Raw genomic sequence first — 20756 nt, 5'->3', positions numbered from 1 at the left:
GAATCCGATCATCGTCGTTCATGCTCATCGAACGACGAACACCCTCGCCAGTTTAGGGTAGGCTACCCAGGAACGTGAAGGTGCACTCCCGCCCTGGTCAGACCTGTTCCCACGGACCGAATTCGAGCAGAACGTCGATTGCCGTCTTACCGTCCTGTGGCCGAACCACGTGTTCGAGTGCGTAGACCCTCGATCCCTCCGCTGCCCTGGCGAGATCGGAAATACCGGGCAGAATGGTCGGTTCGGGTGGGCCGCCCACCCCACGGTGGAAGTTCTCGATGGAATGCCCCAGATAGAGGACGCGTCCGCCTGGAGCAACCCACTGTCCGACGCGCTTCAGCGTTTCGGCCAACTCGTCGACCTCGAGGTGCATAAAGCTGACCAAGACCAGGTCGACCGAACCTTCTGGTTGCCACGTGGTCGCATCGCCGACCCGCCAGTCGACGGCCTTGTCCCGGTCACTCGCCCGTGCCAGATCGATCGCCACCGACGAATAGTCGACCGCGGTCACCGACCAACCCTGCCCGGCCATCCACCGCGCGTGACGGCCGTCGCCGCAGGCCAGATCGATCGCGGTGCCCGGCCTCAGGTCGGCAATTCTTGTCGCGACGGTTCCCGCCGGGTCCACTCCCCACGGCTCCGTCACCGCTCGGTATCGCTCGTCCCAGTCCTGTGCGTCCACGATCGCTCTCCCCATATCCGTATCACCGAAGTTCGTTCCACCGTCACTGATCAGACGGCGCCCCCAGCAGCATAGAGAACCTTCGGAAGTGACAATCGGATACCCCTAGGGGTATACAAGTGACAGTCAGGAATACCCCCACCCGTATCAGGAGTGAAGATGTCAGCGACCAGAACTGTCACCGCGGACCCACCCGACCAAGCCGACGGCATACTCGCGCGACTCGGTCGATCGATGGCGGCGCACACCCGTCTGGTCGTCGGCGTCTGGTTGATCGCGCTGGTTGCACTCGGCGCCGCAGCGCCCAGTGTCTTCACCTCCCTGGCCGGCGCGGGTTGGCAGGCAAACGGATCCGAGTCGGTGCAGGTTCGCGAGTTGGCCGAGCAGCATTTCGGCGGAAACTCCTCCGCCGCAGTGCAGGTGGTCGTTCACTCGAATTCTCTACCCATCACCGATCCGTCGATGCAGCAAACTCTGGCCACGGCAACCGAAATCTTTGCCACAGACCCTCGTTTCGGCGAAGTGATCGCCCCACAGCCCGGCATGACCATCAGCCCGGACGGACATACCGGCATCATGATCGCGGGCGCCAATGCGAATACCGACGACATGGTGCGCGCAGTAGACGAACTCGGCAAGAAACTCACGGCACTGTCCACGGACACGATCGAGGTGTACCCCACCGGCGCGTCGGCGTTGTGGAGCGATTTCAACAAGGCCAATCACGAAGCGATGATCAAGGCCGAAATGATGTCGTGGCCCGTCACTCTCGCGATCATGGTGTTGGCCTTCGGATCGCTGGTTGCCGCGGGACTCCCGCTACTGCTGACCCTTGCGGGCCTGGTCGCTTCGGCGGGCGGACTCGTGATCCTCAACGAGATCACGCCGATTTCCGTGTGGGCCATGAACTTCGCGATGATGTTCGCCCTCGCGCTCGGTATCGACTACGCACTCTTCCTCGTCGCCAGGTTCCGAGAAGCACTGCGAACCGATCCAGATCCGCGAGCTGCCGTGGCCCAGACGATGGACACCGCCGGCAAAGCAATTGTCCTCTCCGGCCTCACAGTTCTGGTCAGTTTGTCTGCGGTTCTTCTCGTTCCGGCTCCCGCCGTACGCACGATGGCTGTCGGCATCATGCTCGCCGTGATCTTCGTTCTCGCCGCAACCCTCACCCTGCTACCCGCCGTGCTCGGCAGGATCGGCGTCAAGGTCAACGGCGGTTCGCTACCGTACGCAAAGCGCCAGCAGCACCGCTCCCCGATGTTCGCAGCCTGGGCGTCGCTGCTGCACAAGCACCCGTGGCCCTTCGGCGTCGGCGCCCTGCTCATCCTGATCGCACTCGTCGTGCCGGTCTTCGGACTGAAGGTGGCAATGCCCTCCATCGCCGTGGTTCCCGAGGACGCCCCGGTTCGCCAGGGCTACGAACTGGTGCAGCAGCAATTCGGTGACGGCGCTCCCGGAATGTTGCAGATCGTCACATCCGCAGACGATGCAGCAGACACCTCGCGAGTTGCCATGAACGTCGACGGCGTGGCCATGGTCACTCCGGCGCAGCACGCAGCCGACGGATCTGATCTGGTTATGCTGCAAGCAGTTCCCACTGTCGACCCATCGGATCCTGCAATGGAAACCATCCTTGCGAACCTTCGGTCGCAGCTACCGGAATCAGCGCTCGTCGGCGGCGCTCCGGCCGAAAATCTCGACCTTCAGCAGGCGTTGAACGACTACCTGCCCATCGTCGTGGTCGTGATTCTGACGCTCGGATTCCTGTTGCTGCTGATCGCTCTTCAGGCACCTCTGATCGCCTTGATCGGCACGCTGGTCAGCCTACTGTCCACTGGGGCCGCGTTCGGAATCGCGAAGCTGATCTTCCAGGACGGTCACGGATCCGGCCTGCTCGGTTTCGATCCCCAGGGATTTCTGAACGGGTGGGGTCCGGTCTTCTTCTTCGCCATGATCTTTGCCATCGCGATGGACTACACCGTGTTCCTGCTCTCGAGCGCAAAGGAGCACTACGAACGGACGGGCGACCCCGAGATCGCACACATCGACGGCCTCGCGCATTCGGGCCGGGTCATCGCGGCGGCGGCAGCGGTGATGGTTGCGGTCTTCTTCACTTTCGCGCTCGCAGATCCGCTGCCGCCCAAGGAGATGGGAATCATCCTCGGTGTGGCTGTGCTCCTGGACGCGGTACTCGTCCGCTTGGTGCTCTTGCCCGTACTCCTGCGTCTCTCCGGCCGGGCAGCCTGGTGGGCACCGACATGGCTGAAACGCATCCTGCCGAACATCAGCTTCTCGCATGGCTGACCGTGTACCCGACATCACTGTTGAATTGATACCCCCAGGGGTATCATGGAGACAACAGAAATCGATGGCAGCGACACCGACAGCCACAACACCGACAGCCACAACGAGGAGCGGCAATGACAACCCCCACGGAACCGATAGCGATCGCAACCAGGGCCACCGGAACTTTCGACGACGTCGTCACCCGCACGCGTGCCGCGCTCGCCGAGCAGGGCTTCGGCATCCTTACCGAGATCGACATGCAGGCAACCCTCAAGGCGAAGCTGGACGAGGACATGGAAAAGTACCTGATCCTGGGTGCCTGTAATCCGCCGCTGGCCCATCGGGCAGTCTCGGTGGATCGTCAGATCGGCCTCCTGCTGCCGTGCAACGTCGTCGTCCGCGAAGATACGACCACCGAGAACTCGTTCTTCGTCGAAGCGATGAATCCCGCTCTCATGGTTCAGGTTTCCGGCGAACCAGGCCTGGAGTCCGTGGCGGCCGACGCAGCCGTCAAGTTGCGCGCGGCAGTCACCTCGATCATCTGACACCACAGTCGGATCGAGCACTGGATCAAACACAGACATGCCCCCAGGGGTACCCTCGGTCGCAGCACGAACACTCGAGAAGGGGCCACCATGACCGGCGACGAAGAGAGCATTTCGCTCGTATTGAACAGACTGCGGCGTGCTCACGGCCAACTTGCCGGGGTCATCTCGATGATCGAGAACGGCCGCGACTGCAAGGACGTCGTCACGCAGCTCGCAGCCGTGTCCAAGGCGCTGGACCGAGCAGGGTTCAAGATCGTCGCTTCGGGGCTGCGTGAATGCCTCACCGGCGAAAGCGCCGAAGGTCAGGAACCGATGACCGAGGCCGAACTCGAGAAGCTGTTCCTGGCACTGGCATGAAACAAGAGGAAGGGCCTGACCCGCAGGTAGCGGATCAGTCCCTTTCTCGCGTGCGAAAGAACTGCGAAAGAACTACTTCGCCAGGAAGTCGATCAGCACCTTGTTCACGGCCTCCGGACGCTCGAGGTATCCGTAGTGCCCGGCGTCGGGAATCTCTTCGTACGACGCCGTCGCGATGCAGTCCGCCACCTCGCGGGAAAGGTAAGGCGGGATCATGCGGTCGTCGGCGAACGCGACGGACAGGCACGGGCGCATGATCGACTTGTACTCGTTACGTCGATCGAAAGCACGGTCCATGCCGAGCTGCGCGCGAACACCCGGTGACGTTGCGCCGCCGGTGAACTCGAAGATGTCCATCCAGTCACGCGCGGAGTGATCGTCGGCCAGCGTGGCCGGCGAGAGGTTCATCACCGCCGTCACCGCGGCGCGGTACTTGGCCGGCAGGGCGACGCCGCTGTCGAACAACTGACGCTCACCCTCGGTCAGAACCTGCTGGAAATGATCCATCCGAGCGTGGCCGGCGAGGAACACTGCTTTGCGAACCAGATCCGGCCTGGCGAGCGTCAGTTCCTGCGCGACCCGGGCACCCATCGAGGTTCCGATGACATGGGCCGGGCCGCCGCCGAGATGCTCGATCAGTCCGGCGGTGTCCGCAACCATGTCGGGCATCGTGATGCCGCCGAGGCTCTCGCCGGACGGTGCGATTCCGCGGTTGTCGAAGGTGGCGACGCGATAGCCGGCGGCCACCAATGCCGGAGTCTGGTGCAGATCCCAGACGCGGCCGGGGCTACCGGTCCCCATGATGAGCACCACCAGATCTCCATCACCCTTGACCTGGTAATTGATGGGGATTCCGTTGATTGTGGCGACCGTCATGTCAGCCTTCCTCCTCGTACGTGTGATCAACAATTTTGGTTGGATAGCCTAAGCTGATGGGCGGTCGTGTGACCGCCAACCCCAGCCCATGCTCGTCCAGGAGGACCCCCGTTGAGAGTCGCTACGCTCGGATACCAAACCTGGGGCCACCGTACCCTGCAGGCCTTGATCGACTCCGATCACGAGGTCGTGCTGGCAATCACACACCCGAAGAGTGTGCACGTCTACGAACAGATGTGGGCGGACTCGGTTGCAGATCTGGCGGCCGAGAACGGTGTACCCGTTCACGTGGCGAACAAGCCTGACGACGCCTTCAATGCCGCGCTGGCCGAAGCTGCTCCCGACATCATCGTCGCCAACAACTGGCGCACCTGGCTACCGGCGGAAGTCTTCGACGCGCCCAAGTACGGCACCCTCAACATCCACGATTCGCTGCTGCCCAAGTACACGGGGTTCTCCCCGCTCATCTGGGCCTTGATCAACGGTGAAGAAGAAGTCGGCCTCACGGCGCACCTGATGGACGAGGAACTCGACGCGGGCGACATCGTCCTGCAGCGTTCGACGACGGTCGGCCCAGCGGACACCGTCACCGATCTGTTCCACCGCACGATCGACATGATCGGCCCCATCACACTCGACGCACTGGATCTGATCGCATCCGGGCGGACCGACTGGACGCCGCAAGACCGCTCGCAGGCCACCTTCTTCCACAAGCGTGCACCGCAGGACAGCCACGTCGACTGGTCCTGGCCGGCCGAGGTCATCGAGCGTTTCGTCCGGGCACAGTCCGATCCGTACCCCAACGCTTTCGCGGAGTTCAAAGGCCAGCGCATCCGCATACTGAAGGCGTCCGTCTCACGTGGGCACTACGGCGGAACCCCCGGCCGAGTCTTCATCCAGGAAGACGACGGCATGGTGATCGTCGCGGGCCCCGACGCGTGGTCGGGCAAGAACAAGGGACTGCGAATCGAGCGCATCCGACTCGACGACGGCAGTGAGTACACCGCCGCCGAGTTCTTCCCCCACGGCGGCGGGTACCTCACCTGATCGTCTGAACGCCCTCAGTCGCGACCCTCCCAGGCCGCCCACAGTTGCGCGTAACGCCCGCCCGCGGACACCAGTTCGCGGTGCGGGCCTTCTTCCACGATCTGCCCGTGCTCGAGCACGATCACTCGGTCGGCGCCCGCGGCTTGGGTAAGCCGGTGTGCGACAACCAGAGTGGTACGCCCCTCGGTAGCGGCTTCGGCAGTCGCTTCCAGTTCCCGTGCTCCGGCGCTACCGGCCTCCGCTGTCGCTTCGTCCAGTACAGCGACGGCAGGGTCGGCCAATACCAGTCTCGCCAAGGCCAACTGCTGCGCCTGCGCTGCCGTCATCTCGTGCCCGCCCTCGCCCACGACGGTCAGCATTCCCTCGTCGAAAGCCTCAACCCACTCGTGCGCGCCGACGGTCCGCAGCGCAGCGGCAACGTCCTCGTCCGAGGATTCGGGAGCGGCCAATCTCAGATCCTCGATCAGGGGCCCGGCAAAGACGTGGACCTCCTGACTCACGATCGCGATGTGGCGTCGTAGGTCGTCGAGGTCGGCAAGCGGGACACCGCCGATCGACACGCGCCCCGACGTCGGAGTGATCGAACCGGCAGCGATCGCAGCAAGCGTCGTCTTTCCGGCTCCGGTCGAACCGACGAGCGCCACCCGCTCCCCCGCTCGCAGGCTGAGCGTCACTCCGTGGAGTACCTCGTGACCGCCGTCGTAGCTGTGTCGGATGTCGTCCAGACGAAGGGAGCCGTCGGTCGGAACGGAACCCGTATCCGTCGAACGTTCCGTTTCGGGGATCTCGACAACGCCGACCAATCTCGCGAGGCTGGCGCCGGCGGACTGCACTTCGTCGAAGGTGTAGAGCAGTGAGCCGATCGGGTTGAACAGGCGATGGAACAGCAGTGCAGCCGTCGTCGTCTGACCGACTGTCACGACGTCCTCACGAACCAGCAGGAATCCGACGACGAGGATCATGGACAGACCCACGAATTCGGCGCGGTTACCGCGACCGGCGAATCTCGTGAACAGGCCGAACACTCCGACGGCCAGATCACGCGCTTTTGCCGACGCTGCATCGATCTGACCGAGATGTTCCTTCTCGAGGCTGTACGCGCGCACCGTCTTGGCACCCTGGAGGCTACTGATCAGCGCCTGTGAACGAGCGCCCATCGCAACTCGCTCGGCAGCGTAAATGGGAGCCGATCGCGGCAGGTACCACTTGAGCGCCAGCGCGTACATCGGCAGCGCGACCATTCCGGCGAGGCCGAGTCGCCAGTCGAGACCCAGCATGGTCACCATGCTCAGAGCCACGAGCAGAACGGCCGCGATCATGCCGGGAACCACGTCGGACACAGCCTTGGCGATCACCGACACGTCGTCGCCGACTCGTGAGAGCAGATCACCCTTTCCGACCTTCTCGACGGTCTGGATCGGCAGGCGCAACGCCCGGTCCACGGTTCGCTCGCGCAGATCCGCCAGGATCGTCTCGCCGAGTCGCTTGATCAGATAGGCAGCCACACCTGTGAACACACCGCCCACGATTGCGGCGGCGGCGATGATCACGACCACCCCGACGATCGTCGATGTGGGCGCGTTGTCCCGGACCCGGTCGACCAGGACACCGAAGACGTAAATCGGCACCAAGGCCATCGCCGACGCCGAAGCCGCGACGATCAGGACCAGCAGGCTCTGCATCCGGTGTTCGGCCAGCGCTGCCCGCAACCACTTCCAGGTCTGGCGACCACTCGCGATCGGCAGCAACTCGCGCTCTGTCACCTTCTCTGCGGCCGGCATATCGGTTGTCATGTCCGTGGCCGTCACCGCAGCACCGCTCCTCGGTAGTTCGCGTCGCCGCGAGAGAGTTCGGAATGTGTGCCGATCGAGGCAATCACTCCGTCGTTCAACACGATCACTCGATCCGTCACGGCCAGAAGAGCTGGGCTGCTGGTGATCAATACCGTCGTATGGATGCCACCGGCACCTTCGTGCCGCAGTTCCGCGATTCCTTCGGCGATCGACGCCTCGGTCACCGCGTCGACCGCCGTAGTCGGATCGTGCAGGACCATCACGGGCGCCTTTGCCACCAATGCGCGTGCAAGGGCGACGCGTTGACGCTGGCCTCCCGACAAACTCGCGCCTCGATCGGTCACCTCGAGGTCGAGGCCGTCCGGATGTGCGTCGACGACATCAGCCGCCGCAGAGGCGGTCAAAGCGCTCTGGATTTCGAGAGCAGCGGCATCACCGGCGCCCGCGGTGACATTCGACGCGAGGGACCCGGAGAACAGATCGGTGATGTGCGGCTCCACCAGCACTGTGCGACGCGCCAATCGCAAGTCCATGTCGGACAGGCTGATTCCACCCACTCGGACCACGCCGCGGTACGCATCCTGCGCCAGCTGACCGGACAGGACGGCGACAAGTGCGTCGGCGTCCTGCGGTTGATAAGCCACGACACCCAGCAGTTCTCCGGCAGGCAGGTGTAGATCGATGCCCTTGAGAGACTTGTACTCGACGGCGTCGAGGGTCAGGTCGGTACCTTCGAGCTCGGTCTGCGAACCCGCTCCCCGCAGCGGCTCCGCGTCCAAGACCAGTGCCAGACGATCCGACGACGCCCTCGCCACCGCGAAGTATCCGGGAATCGACGCGAGCAATCCGAGCGGTTCGATGATGAACTGCGCAAGCCCCACCACGGTGATCAGTTCACCGACCGTGATCCGGCCCTGCAGCGCGAAGTAACCCGCGAAGCCGGCAACACCGACTGCGAGCAACGCACTGATGGTCGCGGCAACACCGGTGTAGACACCGGTGGCCTTCGCCGTGCCGATCGTCGACGCGAGCGCCTGCCGGCTGACCGTGCGGTAGCGCGCCGACGCGGTCTTCTCACCGCCGATACCGCGCAGCGGACGCAGTCCACTGACCAGATCCGTAGCCATCGCCGACGCCCGAGCGATCGACGCCTGCTGACCGGTGGCCCGCGACGTGATGAGCGGCGCCGCCAGTTGCAGCAGACCGAGAATGACCGGAGTACCGATCAGAACGGCCAGTCCCAGCCACAGATCGATCCACACCAACGCCACCGCCGACGCCACCGCAGCGGTCAGGGCCGCCGCGGCACGGGGGACGATGTCCGCGATCCACGAAGTCTGTTCGGCGTCCGACGTAGAGACCGTCAGCAATTCGCCCGATCGCAAATCAGTACGCACCCCGCGTGGATCGAGGACGCGGTGCGCCACCTCGAGCCGGAGGCGATGGGCCTCCTGCTGCATCGCGGTGACGATGAACCGGGCGCCGAAACGCCACGCGGCCGTCAGAACGAGAAACAGAGCCGCGAGACCGAGGATCGAGACGATCAAGGCCGTGGTGTCCGAAGTCTCCACCGCACGGTCGATGATCACACCGATGGAGATCGGCACCGCCGTCTCGGTGAGTTGGTGCAGACAGACCAGGGCAGTGCCGATAGCGAGCGGGCCACGGTTGCGGACCAGGACGCGTCGCAAAATCGCAGCACCGCTGTGATTGCCACTCTCCGGCTCGTCCGAGTCGACGGTCACACTCGAGGGGGTCGAACTCATGGAACTCCAAGCATCGATGGAAGCGATAAAGTTGAGTACAGAGATAAGTAAGTCGACCCTAATACATGAGCAACTAGCGTCGACACGCCCAGTTCTCATAGAGTCGCGAGTAAGAATCATTGCTTGCGCCGTGCAGGCAAGCACGAGAGGAACATGATGGCTGAGAACACGACCGTCGAAACCGAGATCGCGGACGAGGAAATCGAGACCGTCGCCGAGGAAACAGCGCGCATGGCGCAGCGCGTTGTCGCTGCCTACGCGGAAGATGCCGACGAGTGCAGGATGCTGCTCTCGATGCTCGGTATCTCCCCCGCCGCCAAGCTCGACTGAATCTTTCCCTCACCGACCGAGAAGGAACCACGTGCCTGTCAGTCCGGATTCGACCAGTTCAACCCTTTCTGACAGCGCACCTGCTTCTTCGACCGGTGACACCGTGTCCGGGCAGGCCGAGTTCGTCGTCGTAGCGAACCGCCTGCCCGTCGACTTGGAACGACTTCCCGACGGCACCACCCGCTGGAAGCGGAGCCCCGGCGGACTGGTCACTGCCCTCGAGCCGATCCTGCGCAGCAATCAGGGCGCCTGGGTGGGCTGGGCCGGCGTCCCGGACGCAGACCTGGACCCGATCGTCGAAGACGGACTCGAGCTCTACCCCGTGCCGCTGAGCGCCGAGGAGATCAACGAGTACTACGAGGGATTCTCCAACGCCACCCTCTGGCCGCTCTATCACGACGTCATCGTCAAACCCGAGTATCACCGCGAATGGTGGAACGCCTACGTCGAGGTGAACCGGCGGTTCGCCGAAGCCACTTCCAAGGCAGCGGCACAGGGCGCGACCGTCTGGATCCAGGACTACCAGCTGCAGTTGGTACCGAAGATGCTGCGGATGCTTCGTCCCGACCTCACCATCGGTTTCTTCCTGCACATTCCGTTCCCCCCGGTCGAGCTGTTCATGCAGATGCCCTGGCGCACCGAGATCGTCGAAGGCCTCCTGGGCGCCGACCTCATCGGCTTCCATCTTCCCGGCGGCGCACAGAACTTCCTTTACCTGGCGAGACGCCTTGCCGGGCAGCAGACTTCACGCGGAACCGTCGGCGTGCGCTCCAAACTCGGTGTGGTGCAAGTAGGTTTCCGCAGCGTCCGCGTCGGCGCCTTCCCCATCTCCATCGACTCCGGCAAGCTCGACGAACTCTCGCGCACCAAGGCAATTCGGGACCGCGCCAAGCAGATTCGCAAAGAACTCGGAAACCCCAAGCACATCATGCTGGGTGTCGACCGCCTCGACTACACCAAGGGCATCGACGTCAGGCTCGCCGCACTCCACGAACTTCTCATGGAGAAGCGCATCGATCCCGCCGACACCGTCATGGTGCAGTTGGCGACCCCGAGCCGCGAACGCGTCGAAAGCTACGTACAGATGCGCGGAGACATCGAGCAGAAGGTCTCCCGAATCAACGGCGAGTTCAGCGAAGTCGGCCGCCCCGTCGTCCATTACATCCATCGGCCGATCCCACGCGACGAACTGGTCGCGTTCTTCGTCGCTGCCGATCTCATGCTCGTCACGCCGCTGCGTGACGGTATGAACCTGGTCGCGAAGGAATACGTCGCCTGCCGCAGTGATCTGGGTGGCGCTTTGCTGCTCAGCGAATTCACCGGTGCTGCAGCAGAACTCCGCCAGGCATTCCTGTGCAATCCCCACGACCTCGACGACGTCAAGGATTCGATGGAGAAGGCCCTCAATCAACCGCGAGAGGACGGCCGTCGCCACATGCGAGCATTGCGTCGTCAGGTCCTGACGCACGACGTCGACCGCTGGGCACGTTCGTTCCTCGATGCGCTCGCGCACGGCGGCGCGGCAGGCCCGGCGCTGATCGCCCCGGCCGAATCCGGAGAGCACTAGGCCAGTGCAAACAGGCTGGAGCCGAGGAGATCAAATCTCCTCGGCTCCAGCCTGTTTCATGTCCGGATCCAGCCTTCGTGTGTCTGATCAGAAGGGTTGGACGTTGTTCACGAGCCAACGCCCGTCCTGCTTCTCCAGACTCATCTTGACGCGACTGCCACTGGCGACGGCTTCGGGCGACTCCGAAGACGTGGTGATCTGATTGAGGAACAGCATCGTCGTCGCACTGTCGGCCTCGGCGTCGAGAACCGCGGCGCCCTGCACGACCACCTGAACGGTCAGCGACTTTTCCTTGGCGCCCGGAATGATCACCGATTCGATCAGATTGGTGAACGTGCCCTGGAAATCACCCGTCAAACCATCTGTGGCCGCATGCAACTGCTGGTCGACGTTGTTGTAATCGTACTGGAACATCGCTACCGCTTGATCGGAAGAAGCCTGCGCCACTTCGTCTCTGGTCTGGTCGATCGCTGCGGTGTCACGCGTTCCGTCCGGGCCGAAGTAGAGATACGCCGACACTGCCGCCAGCGCGATGGCCACTGCACTGATCACACACAGAACGATGGCGAGCAGTGAGACGCGCTTGGCCTTCTCTAGGACTACTTCTGGGGTCATGGCACAAACTCCACATTCGAGGCAAGCAACTGCCCGTCGACGTCGCACATGGTGATTCGGAGTCGGTAGTTGCGTTCGGCGGGCGCTTCGTCACCGTTCTTCTGCATTGCTCGCACCGCGACAAGGGAAGTCCCGCAATCGCCGTCAGACTTCTCGAACCCGGCCTCGAGCACCTCACCGTCGGTCTGAACTCCAGCCTGCCCGAGGACGTTGACAAACGAATCCTTACGACCGTCGAACTGCGACTTGAACTCGTCGGTGGTGCCGGCGAGGAACTTGTCGAGGTCGGCGGCCGCTGTATCCGCATGCAGCGTCGTCAGATTCAGTGCGGTGGTCCGGGCTCCGGCCACGTAGCGCGCTCGGTCCTCGTCGGCATTGGACGCCTTGTTTCGATCGACGAGGAGAAACACCGTCAGGGCAGCAAGAGCAATGGCGATCACCGAAGCTACGGCGATCCCGACTACCAGCCCGGCCTTGGGCTTGGACTTGGGCTTGGACTTGGGCTTGTGCTCGGAACGAGCAGGAGTGGTGAAACTTTCGCCGGCCGTGACGGTTTCCGAGCCACTGCTGACGACCTTCTCAGGTGGAGTATCGGTCTTGCCCAGAGAAACTGGGACCGCCGGCTTCTGTTCAGCCGGCTTCTGTTCGGCTGTCTTCTGTTCGGTCGGCTTCTGTTCGGCTGGTTTCTTTTCGGTGGGCACTACTACCGCGGCAGCGTCTGCATCCGCACCCGTGGGTCCGGCGCTGCGAGACGCGCGACGGCGCACCCGCTGCCCGGCCTGTGGATCTTCGTCTGTCATCAACCCTGCTGACCCTTCATGAACTGTTCGAGACTGACGTCGCCGCCACCGAGGTTCGGTTGCGAGTACGTCCTTCCGTCCGGCCCGATGTACTTGCCTGTAATCGGATCGTACCGACGCGCCGAGACCGAAGGCGTCGACGTGTACGAGCTCGGGGTCGCGGTTATCGGTTCCGGCGGCCCGGATTGCGGGTTGGTGCCCATCGGTACGTAGCCGGAACGGCACTGCTCGACCGTCGGCGCACGACGTCCCGGATACTCCTCGCAGGGAAGGTTTCTCGCGCCGCGCACCGCGATCGGCGAATCCTGGGCAACCTGGCAGAACAGATCCGACGGCGTCTCGATCGGTGATTCGTCCTTCGGACTACGCCACTGGTCTCCGGGTAGGAATCCCGTTGTGCACGGCGGCGGGTCGTTGACCTCCATGTGGAAGTCCACCAGCGCGCCGTCCGCAGCCGGACCGGAGCCTGCCACCGTGACCAGCGCTGCGGCCAGCGGCGGGTAGATGACCAGAATCTGCTCGATCGCGTTGTTGTAGATCACCCCGACCTGTCCGACGGACACCAGGTTCGCCAGCAGGATCGGCAATGTCGGCTGCAAGTCTTGCAGAAGAGTATTCGCCTCCGCGGCAGCTGCCGGGCCCTTCTGGATGACGGCACGCAGGTCTGGGTCGCTGGCTCGGAGCTGGTCGGTGAACGTCACCAGATTGCTTGTCCAGGAACGGATGGCGTCGCTGCTGACCACCTGAGTGTCCAGGAGTGGACCGGCTTGCTCGATCAACGTCTTGGTCGCGTCGGAGTTGTTGTTCGCCTCCTCGACGAACAGCCGAGCCGAGTCGATCAGCTTCTGCAGATCCGGGCCGGCACCGTTGAACGCCTTGAAGGATTCGTCGATGACGGTCTTGAGTTTGGTGTCGGAAATGCTCTGCAGCAACACATCTGCCTGGTCGAGCATCGCGCCGACATCCTGCGGGATGCTGGTTCGGTCTTCGGGAATCACCGATCCGTTCTCGAGATGACCGTCCACCACGATCGCACCGGAACTGTCGGTGTGCGGAATCAGATCGACAAACTGCTCGCCGATCGCCGACACACTCTTGACTGCTGCGTCGACGTCCGAGGGCACCTTGACGCCACTCTCGAGAGACAGACGCGCGTTCACTCCCGTCTCCGAGAGCTCCACCGCGTTCACGACGCCGATGGTCTGACCGCGGTAGGTGACGTTCGAGTTCTTGTACAGTCCACCGGTGGCGGGCAATTCGACGGTGACGTCGTACCGGCCGATACCGACCATCGCGGGAACACGCACGTACTGAGTGGCCATCACGATCAATCCGACGACCGTCAAGACGGCGAAGATGGTGAGCTGGATGCGGACGAACTTTGTGAGCATCATGGTGCCGGTGCCCCCTGAGGAAGTCCTGGAATGTTGATCGGCGGAAGTCCCGGAATCTGAATGGTATTCGGATCCGCTGCCGGAGTCTGTCCTGCGGGAGCCTGTCCGGCAGGGGCCTGTGCGGGCGGTGCGGCAGGCTTGAGCGGATCGCTCAACGGGTTGCCTGTCTGTCCGGCCAGCCCAGCCTGCTTGCCCAACACGCCTTCCGGTCCGGAGAGCGTTCCGGCCAAAGGAGTTCCGGTGAGGAAGTTCGCGTCCAGTCGGGGCAGCGAGATGTCGATGGTCATGGCCAGGTTGGCGTAGTCACCGCGAATGACGTTGTCGATTCCGTTCTGTGGGAACGGGAACGTCAGGAGGACTCCGAGAACCTGGGTGAGTGCATTACCCGAATCCGCCAACGCTTTCAGAGTCGGCGACAGCGCGCGAACGTTGGTCGCGAAATCGTCACCGCTCTCCTGGATGACGCGGCTCGCCACCTCGCTGAGACCACCGAGGGAGGTCAAGGCGTTGGTGATGTCCTGACGCTGAGCGACAAGAACCTCGAGTGCCGGCGGAATACCTTCGAGCGCTTTGTTCAGGGTGTCGTGCTGGGCCTGGACCGTCGAGGACAGTCGATCGAGTCCCTCCATCGCCGAAACGATGTCGCCTCGTTGCTTGTCCAGGCTGCCGACCAGCTGATCGAGCTGAGGCAGGAGGTCGCGAACGGAATCTTCACGCCCACCGAGAGCGGCGTTGAGTTCCTTCGTGATGTCCTGCACCTGAGCGAGACCACCGCCGTTGAGCACCACCGACAGCGACGACAGCGTCTGTTCCGTCGTCGGGTAAGCGCCTGCCCGCTCGATAGGAATCAGGTCACCGGCTTCGAGTCGCCCCTCGGGCTCCTCCCCTACCGGCGGCGCCAACTCGATGTGCTGAGAGCCGAGCAAGCTGGTCTGACCGATTTTTGCCGTCGCATTGGCCGGCAACTGGACCTCGGGGTTCAGCGACACCGTCACCAGAGCGTGCCAGCCTTGAACCTCGATGTTCGAGACGCTTCCCACTGCGACGTCATCCACCCTGACGGGCGAATTCTGCGACAGCGTAGTCACGTTCGGCATCTCGATCTGAACCTCGTACGCACCTTCGCCCCGGCCCTGAGTGCCTGGCATCGGCACCGAGTTGAGGCCGTTCCATTCACAACCGCTGGCGCCGAGAGCCACTGCTGTGGCCAACACGGCAACCGTGGTCTTGCGAGCTACCCGCATCAGTTCCCTCCGCCCATGTTGAAGAGTTCGGCGAGATCCTTGGGAACACTCGTCATGGGAGCACCTGACATCGGTCCTGCGACGGTTTCCGGCTGATTCTGACTTGCTGCTTGCAATCCCGGTTCGGTGTAGACGATCTGATCCGGGAAAGCCTGCACGCCCGCGACCGGGTTGAACAGGAATCCGGGGTAGTTGCCGATCATCGTGCTGAGGACCGGTCCGAGGTACTGCTTGCACAGATCGGCACTGTTCTGGGAGTTACCACTGTCGATGCCTTCGATGGAACCACAGATCCACTGGATCGGATTCTTGAAGTTACTCAGTGCAATTGCGCCGGTCATGCTGCCCTGCGCCGGCTTGTAGATCTGGTAGAAGTTGGCCAGCGAGGTCGGTCCGGAGTGCAGAACCTGCTCGATCTCGGGGCGCTTGTCCGTCAGTACCTGGGTGGCATCGGCCAGACGCGCGACCGATTCGCTCAGTCCCTCGCTGTTGTCCTTGACGAACCGCTGAACGTCGCCCACCGCCAAGTCGAGATCACTGAGTGCGGTGCCCAACTCGTCGGAGCTGCTCGCGAGAACGCTTGTCACCGAAGCGAGATGACCACTGAACTGCACGATCTGCTCGTTGCTCGAGGACAGAGCAGTGACGAACGCCTGCAGGTTCCGAATGGTGGAGAACAAATCGGTCCGGCCTTCGGACAGCGTGTGCATCGTGGCGGAAAGTTCGCGCAGCGTCGACCGAATGGACTCGCCGTTGCCGTCGAGATTCGTTCCGACGGTGTCGATGAATCGTCCGAGGGAGCCCTGATCGTCCAGCCCTTCCGGTCCGAGTGCGTCCGACAGTTTGGTGAGCTCGGTCTTGATCTCGTCCCACTCCACCGGTACGGCGGTGCGCTCGATCGGGATCTCGCCGCCGTTGGGCATCTGCTCCCCGCCGGAATACACCGGGGTCAATTGCACGAAACGTGCGGACACCAGGCTTTGAGCAACGATGAGCGCCTTGGCATCTGCCGGAACGTCCACGCCCGAGTCGATCTTCATCTCGACGTAGGTGTCCCGATCACGCGGTTCGATCTTGGTCACCTTGCCGACGTTGACACCGAGCACTCGCACGACGTCACCCTCGTAGAGACCGGTGGTCGAGACGAAGTGCGCGGAGATCTTGGTCTTGCCCAGGCCTGGGATGAAGAGGTATGCCGCTCCGGCCACGAGCAGAGCGACCAGCACACCCGCGCCGATCAGCACCCACTTCTTGCGTGAGTTGGTGGAGCCTTGCGAGTCCCGTGAATCCAATGTCTCGGTCATTCTCCCGGCCCCCTGATCGTCGGAGGAAGACCGGGGAAGAAGTCTTCCAGGTCGCCCGGGACCTGCTCGGGCGCGACGCTGGTGTCCACCAGGGTCTTCCACCAGTTACTCGGCAGAATGTTGATGATGAAGGCGTCGAAGAACGGGCCGCTGGCCACGGTCTCACCGAGCGCGGTGATGTACGGTCCGAGGCCGTCGAGCGCCCCGGCGATGTTGTCCTTGTTCTGCTGAAGAACCTCGGCGACGGAATTCAGTTTCTCGAGGGTCGGTCCCATCTGGGCTTCGTTCTCCTGCACCAGCGCTGAGAGTTGACGTGATACTGCGCCGGTGTTGACGATCAGTTCGCTGATCGCGTCACGCCGCAGGCTCAGTTCGGCAAACAGCTTGTTGCCGTCGACAAGCAACGAATCGATCTGACCGCTTCTGTCGGAGAGGATCTTGGTGACATCTTCGGCCCGCGAGAGCAATTGGAGCAGGCTCTCGTCGCGTGAGTTGATGCTCTGCGAAAGCCGCGTCATTCCGTCCAATGCGGTGCGCAGTTCGGGCGGAGTATCGGCCAGTGTGTCCGAGATCGCGTTGAGCGAATCGTTGATCTGTTCCGTGTCGAGTTCGGACACCGTGGTCCCGAGGTCGCCGAGCGCGTCGTTGAGCGAGTACGGGGAGTTGGTGCGTTCGATCGGAATCGGCGTATCCGTACGCAACAGTCCGGATCCTTCCGGCCGTACCGCCAAGGACTTTCGGCCGAGCACCGTGTTGGTCTTGATGTCGGCAGCCGTCTGTTCGCCCAGGGCGACACCGTCCTGAACGGTGAAAGTGACCAGTACCTTCTGGTCGTCGAGTTCGACGTCGCTGACCTTGCCGACGTTCACGCCGGCCATGGTCACGTTGTCGCCGGCGACCAGGCCGCCGGCATCTTGGAAGTACGCCGAGTAGCGAATGCCGCCGTTGATGAACTGGAGTTGATCGTATTGAAGTGCGGCACCGACGGTTGCCACCGCCAGGACGAGGCCGATGACACCGATCTGTACAGGATTGCGTTCACGGGTAGGGGTCATGAGACTTTTGCGCACCTTCCCGTGTCCTGGACTGCCGTGGGCAAGATGATCGTCGTTCCGTCAGGTCCGGAGAACTTGAAAGTGTTGGCGCACAGATAGAACTGGAAGAACGCTCCGTACGTGCCCACTCGGATCAGCTTCCGGTAGTCGGACGGCAGACGACCGAGAGCGGTGTTGATGTCGTCCTTGCCGAGGTCCAGCTGCGTCATCGTTCGGTTGGTCTCTCCGATCAGGGTCTGGATGTCCGGACGTGTCGCCTGCAACAACGACGCGAGATCTCCGGTAGCACCGGCGATCTCGGTGATCGAGTTACCGATCGGGCCACTGTCCTTCGCCAAGCCGCTGACCAACTGCTGGAGCTGATCGATCGTGGTGGAGAACTGATCACCCTTGTCGTTGATCGTGCCGAGTACGTCGTTGAGGTTGGTAATGACGTCCCCGATCAGCTGATCTCGGTCCGCCAGCGTATTGGTGAACGAACTGGTGTTTCCCAGAAGCGAAACCAACGTCCCGCCCTGGCCTTGGAGTACCTGGAGCAAAGCCCCGGAGAGGTCGTTGACCTGCTGGGGATCGAGTGAACGCAGCAGGGGCTTGAACCCCCCGAGCAGCAGGTCCAGATCGAGAGCGGGTGAGGTCTGGTCTACCGGAATGGATCCACCCGACGGCAGCGTCTCGGTGGAACCGGCGCCCTCGAGCAGTTCCATGTAGCGATCGCCCACCAGGTTCTCGTAGCGCACAGTCGCTTTGGTGCTCTTCATCAGCGAGTACTGGGTGTCGACGTCGAACTCGACCTCGGCCTGGTTGGAGTCACCGATGGACACTCCGGTCACCGACCCGACCGGAACACCGGCGATACGTACCTTGTCGCCGGACTTGAGTCCCGATACATCCGAGAAGGTGGCGTGAAATCCGTTGCTGCTGCTGAAGCGCACCTGACTGAAAACGATCGCCAGTCCGGCGAAGATGACCGCCATGACGACGGTGAAAATCAGCAGCTTGACCGTGGTCGGTCTCATCACTTCCCGTCTTCCTGCTCGTAGGAGTCACCGAAGAGGTACTGGAAAATGGTCGGCACGGTGACGCGCAGTTCGGTGTTGGGAACGAAGGGCACGTTGCCGGTGTTGGTGACTGCGAACGGGGCATGCCCGTCGACCTTCGGATCGAATTCGGGCAGACCGTAACAATTGGGTCCGCCGGAGGCCGCGACCTTGGGGAGAGATTGCGGGTTCTGGTACGCCTCGGCGCCGTACATGAAGCTCGCGCTGAGCATGAGCGCCGCTTTGTCGCCGGTGCCGGCCAGTGGCTCGAACTTGATCCGGCCGTCGTTCAAGCCGACGATGAAGCACGTCAGGCCCGACGAGTACTTGTCGAGGAGGGTCGTCGTCGCGGTCAGAGTGTCGAGGGCGGTGGTCAGGTTCTGCTCGTTGTCGGTCAACAAGGCGTTGCCGGTGTTCGCGAGGCCGGTGACGTTGAGCAGCAGCAGGTCGAGGTTCGCCTGTTCCGCCACGATCGATCCGCTTGTCGCGGTGGCGTTGTCGAGGATGCGCATCAGATCCGGTGCCACATCGGCGTACAGATTGGTGACATCGGCGGCTCCGACCAGGTCTTCCTGTAGCTGTGGCAGAACCGGATTCATCTTCTTCAGGTAGGTGTCACCGAGCTCGAGAACCTCGCCCAGCGACTCGCCGCGCCCGTTGAGAGCGGTGGAGATCGCGCCGAGTGTGGCGTTGAGCTTCTCCGGTTCGATCTTCGCGAGTACGTCCGAAAGATGTTCGAAGACACTGTTGAACTCGACGGTGACGCTGTCCGAAGCGATGACGGCACCCTCTTGGATCGGCTGGGTCGAGGGATCGTCGGGAATCACGATGTTGACGTACTTCGCACCGAACACCGTGGTGGTCTTGATTTCCACCCGGGCATTCGACGGAATCTTCGACATCTGTCCTGGATCCATCGCCAGCTTCAGGTTTGCCTGGTCGCCGACGAGTGAGATCGATTCGACGCGGCCGACCTGCACTCCGCGCAGCTTCACCTTGGCATTCGGTTCCATGACCAGGCCGGCGCGCGAGGACGTCACGGTGATGGGCGTGCTCTTGGTGAACCCACCCGAGAACATGGTCAGGGCAACGGCAACGATCGCCACGAGTCCGAGGACCAGGCCGGCTGCGGCCAACTTCTTGTGCCATCTGGGTACGGTCATCGCTTGCCCGCCTATCCCGACAGGTTGAAGTTGCCGGACCCGCCGTAGATGGCGAGTGAGATGAGCAGGGTGACCGTGACGACCGCGATCAACGAGGCGCGCACTGCGTTACCCACCGCGACGCCGACGCCCACCGGGCCACCGGTTGCGTTGAAGCCGTAGTAGGTGTGGATGAGCATGACGGCCAGCGCCATGACTATCGCCTGGGCGAACGACCACAGTATGTCCGTGGGTATCAGGAAGGTCGTGAAGTAGTGGTCGTACACACCGCCGGACTGGTTGTAGAGGAACACCGTCGCAAAGCGGCTGGCGACGAACGACGCGATCACCGCCAGTGAGTACAGCGGGATGATCGCGATCATGCCGGCCATGACGCGGGTGCTGACCAGATACGGAATCGACGGGATCGCCATCGTCTCCAGGGCGTCGATCTCTTCCGAGACGCGCATTGCACCGAGCTGCGCGGTGGAACCGGCGCCGATGGTCGCGGCGAGGCCGATTCCGGCGATGACCGGCGCCGCGATGCGAACGTTGATGAAGGCGGCGAAGAAGCCCGTCAGTGCTTCCACACCGATGTTGCCCAGGGAGCTGTAGCCCTGAACGGCGATGGTTCCACCGGTGAAAAGTGTCAGGAAGCCGACGATCACGACGGTGCCACCGATGACGGCGAGCGCGCCCGTACCCATGCTGATCTCGGCGATCAGTCGCAGAGTTTCACGCGGATAGCGCATCAGCGCTTTGGGAGCGTGACCGAGAGCCTTCGCGAAGAACAGCGCTTGATCACCGATGCTGTCGATACCGCGAGAGATCGATCCGATCTGTCGACGTGTGCGCGGGAAGCGTCCCGCTGCGGCCAACGCCATCAGATCTCCTCCCGTCCGTCGTTTGT

The 20756-nt window shown here is 62.9% G+C and carries 19 protein-coding genes; 6 read left to right on the top strand and 13 right to left on the bottom strand.

From position 1 onward, the window contains the following. Positions 1–97: 97 nt before the first annotated feature. Positions 98–682: a class I SAM-dependent methyltransferase gene (locus ACFQ6H_RS19230; protein WP_378547747.1), complete on the bottom strand. Its 585-nt coding sequence runs from the start codon at positions 680–682 to the stop codon at positions 98–100. Positions 683–841: 159 nt separating this feature from the next. On the opposite strand from ACFQ6H_RS19230, the gene ACFQ6H_RS19225 reads away from it, so the two are divergent. From ACFQ6H_RS19225 to ACFQ6H_RS19215, 3 genes are all read left to right on the top strand, one after another. Continuing rightward, positions 842–2989 carry an MMPL family transporter gene (locus tag ACFQ6H_RS19225; protein ID WP_378647934.1) on the top strand — a complete coding sequence of 716 codons (2148 nt, stop codon included), beginning with the start codon at positions 842–844 and terminating at the stop codon, positions 2987–2989. Between the two features lie 116 nt (positions 2990–3105). Continuing rightward, positions 3106–3516 (top strand): DUF302 domain-containing protein, encoded by a 411-nt coding sequence (locus ACFQ6H_RS19220; RefSeq protein ID WP_378647932.1) that lies wholly within the window; start codon positions 3106–3108, stop codon positions 3514–3516. Positions 3517–3606: 90 nt separating this feature from the next. After that, entirely contained in the window at positions 3607–3876 is a 270-nt protein-coding gene (locus tag ACFQ6H_RS19215) for a metal-sensitive transcriptional regulator (protein WP_230814895.1), read from the top strand. 72 nt (positions 3877–3948) lie between these two features. Here the strand turns inward: ACFQ6H_RS19215 and ACFQ6H_RS19210 are convergent, their stop codons facing one another. Further along, entirely contained in the window at positions 3949–4752 is an 804-nt protein-coding gene (locus ACFQ6H_RS19210; protein ID WP_283306994.1) for an alpha/beta fold hydrolase, read from the bottom strand. Between the two features lie 111 nt (positions 4753–4863). Between ACFQ6H_RS19210 and ACFQ6H_RS19205 the strand changes: the two genes are divergently transcribed. Continuing rightward, complete coding sequence (locus ACFQ6H_RS19205; RefSeq protein ID WP_378647930.1) at positions 4864–5799, top strand: methionyl-tRNA formyltransferase; 936 nt, start codon at positions 4864–4866, stop codon at positions 5797–5799. 14 nt (positions 5800–5813) lie between these two features. Here the strand turns inward: ACFQ6H_RS19205 and ACFQ6H_RS19200 are convergent, their stop codons facing one another. Together ACFQ6H_RS19200 and ACFQ6H_RS19195 are read right to left on the bottom strand one after the other, a co-directional pair. Then, on the bottom strand, positions 5814–7580 hold the full coding sequence (locus tag ACFQ6H_RS19200) for an ABC transporter ATP-binding protein (RefSeq protein WP_378647957.1): 1767 nt from the start codon (positions 7578–7580) through the stop codon (positions 5814–5816). 23 nt (positions 7581–7603) lie between these two features. After that, entirely contained in the window at positions 7604–9358 is a 1755-nt protein-coding gene (locus ACFQ6H_RS19195; RefSeq protein ID WP_378647928.1) for an ABC transporter ATP-binding protein, read from the bottom strand. Between the two features lie 156 nt (positions 9359–9514). On the opposite strand from ACFQ6H_RS19195, the gene ACFQ6H_RS19190 reads away from it, so the two are divergent. Both ACFQ6H_RS19190 and ACFQ6H_RS19185 read left to right on the top strand, forming a co-directional pair. Next, a complete protein-coding gene (locus tag ACFQ6H_RS19190) occupies positions 9515–9688 on the top strand; it encodes a hypothetical protein (RefSeq protein ID WP_214886961.1) in 174 nt (57 codons plus the stop codon). A 103-nt stretch (positions 9689–9791) separates the two neighbouring features. Further along, positions 9792–11255 carry a trehalose-6-phosphate synthase gene (locus ACFQ6H_RS19185; protein ID WP_378647926.1) on the top strand — a complete coding sequence of 488 codons (1464 nt, stop codon included), beginning with the start codon at positions 9792–9794 and terminating at the stop codon, positions 11253–11255. Between the two features lie 87 nt (positions 11256–11342). Here the strand turns inward: ACFQ6H_RS19185 and ACFQ6H_RS19180 are convergent, their stop codons facing one another. From ACFQ6H_RS19180 to ACFQ6H_RS19140, 9 genes are read right to left on the bottom strand one after another with little or no spacing between them, the layout of a single operon-like run. Beyond that, entirely contained in the window at positions 11343–11870 is a 528-nt protein-coding gene (locus tag ACFQ6H_RS19180) for a twin-arginine translocation pathway signal (protein WP_378647924.1), read from the bottom strand. Further along, positions 11867–12670 (bottom strand): hypothetical protein, encoded by an 804-nt coding sequence (locus tag ACFQ6H_RS19175; RefSeq protein ID WP_378647922.1) that lies wholly within the window; start codon positions 12668–12670, stop codon positions 11867–11869. The genes ACFQ6H_RS19180 and ACFQ6H_RS19175 overlap by 4 nt, the downstream gene beginning before the upstream one ends. Continuing rightward, on the bottom strand, positions 12670–14064 hold the full coding sequence (locus ACFQ6H_RS19170; RefSeq protein WP_378535246.1) for an MCE family protein: 1395 nt from the start codon (positions 14062–14064) through the stop codon (positions 12670–12672). The genes ACFQ6H_RS19175 and ACFQ6H_RS19170 overlap by 1 nt, the downstream gene beginning before the upstream one ends. Then, positions 14061–15308 (bottom strand): MCE family protein, encoded by a 1248-nt coding sequence (locus ACFQ6H_RS19165; RefSeq protein ID WP_378634454.1) that lies wholly within the window; start codon positions 15306–15308, stop codon positions 14061–14063. Before ACFQ6H_RS19165 ends, ACFQ6H_RS19170 begins: the two co-directional genes overlap by 4 nt. Beyond that, entirely contained in the window at positions 15308–16612 is a 1305-nt protein-coding gene (locus tag ACFQ6H_RS19160) for an MCE family protein (RefSeq protein WP_378448971.1), read from the bottom strand. The genes ACFQ6H_RS19165 and ACFQ6H_RS19160 overlap by 1 nt, the downstream gene beginning before the upstream one ends. Next, positions 16609–17667, bottom strand: coding sequence for an MCE family protein (locus ACFQ6H_RS19155; protein ID WP_378535244.1), 1059 nt, complete (start codon positions 17665–17667; stop codon positions 16609–16611). The genes ACFQ6H_RS19160 and ACFQ6H_RS19155 overlap by 4 nt, the downstream gene beginning before the upstream one ends. Further along, a complete protein-coding gene (locus ACFQ6H_RS19150; RefSeq protein ID WP_283307096.1) occupies positions 17664–18683 on the bottom strand; it encodes an MCE family protein in 1020 nt (339 codons plus the stop codon). Before ACFQ6H_RS19150 ends, ACFQ6H_RS19155 begins: the two co-directional genes overlap by 4 nt. Next, positions 18683–19867 (bottom strand): MCE family protein, encoded by a 1185-nt coding sequence (locus tag ACFQ6H_RS19145; RefSeq protein WP_378448970.1) that lies wholly within the window; start codon positions 19865–19867, stop codon positions 18683–18685. The genes ACFQ6H_RS19150 and ACFQ6H_RS19145 overlap by 1 nt, the downstream gene beginning before the upstream one ends. A gap of 11 nt (positions 19868–19878) precedes the next feature. Beyond that, the gene (locus ACFQ6H_RS19140; protein WP_283307006.1) at positions 19879–20730 is read right to left on the bottom strand and encodes an ABC transporter permease; all 852 of its coding nucleotides are present in this window, start codon (positions 20728–20730) and stop codon (positions 19879–19881) included. Between the last annotated feature and the right edge of the window lie 26 nt (positions 20731–20756).

The organism is Rhodococcus sp. NPDC056506, from assembly GCF_042794945.1.
GTDB lineage: Bacteria > Actinomycetota > Actinomycetes > Mycobacteriales > Mycobacteriaceae > Rhodococcus_F.
This window is presented reverse-complemented; position numbering and strand designations above follow the sequence as displayed.